Below are 528 nucleotides of genomic sequence, written 5' to 3'. Positions count from 1 at the left end.
GTAGCACCCGACATCGAGGATCGCACCGCCGGCGGTCGCCCGGTCGAACAGACGCCCGTCGTGAGCGTCGGCGGCGAACCCGAGCGTGGGGTCCACCGATCGCAGCTCGCCGATCGCGCCGGAGGAGACGAGCCGGCGCAGCTGCTCTGCGAACGGACCGAAGCGGTACTTGAACGCCTCGACGACGGGAAGCCCGACGCGCGCAGCGTGGGCGAGCACGGCCTCCGTCTCGGCGACCGAGATGCCCAGCGGCTTCTCGCACAGCACCGCCTTGCCCGCATCGAGCGCGGCGTGGGCGAGCTCGGCGTGGGTCGTGTGGACGGTGCCGATGTACACGGCATCCACGTCGTCGCGCGCGAGCACCTCGTCGTACGTGCCGGCGACCGCAGCACCGTACCGGTCGGCGAACTCACGCGCCCGGATGCCGTCGCGCGCGCCCACGGCGTGCAGGACTCCGTGTTCGGCGTGCGGCAGCGCCGCGAGGAAGTCACCCGTGATGACGCCGGCGCCCAGGACCGCCCAGCGTGC

1 protein-coding gene is annotated in these 528 nt (G+C 73.1%); it reads right to left on the bottom strand.

What is annotated here, in order from left to right:
* A partial coding sequence (locus PKE99_RS38675) for a Gfo/Idh/MocA family protein (protein WP_271215187.1) occupies positions 1-528 on the bottom strand: 528 nt, incomplete at both ends.

The organism is Pseudonocardia halophobica (assembly GCF_027922425.1).
GTDB lineage: Bacteria > Actinomycetota > Actinomycetes > Mycobacteriales > Pseudonocardiaceae > Pseudonocardia > Pseudonocardia halophobica.
This window is presented reverse-complemented; position numbering and strand designations above follow the sequence as displayed.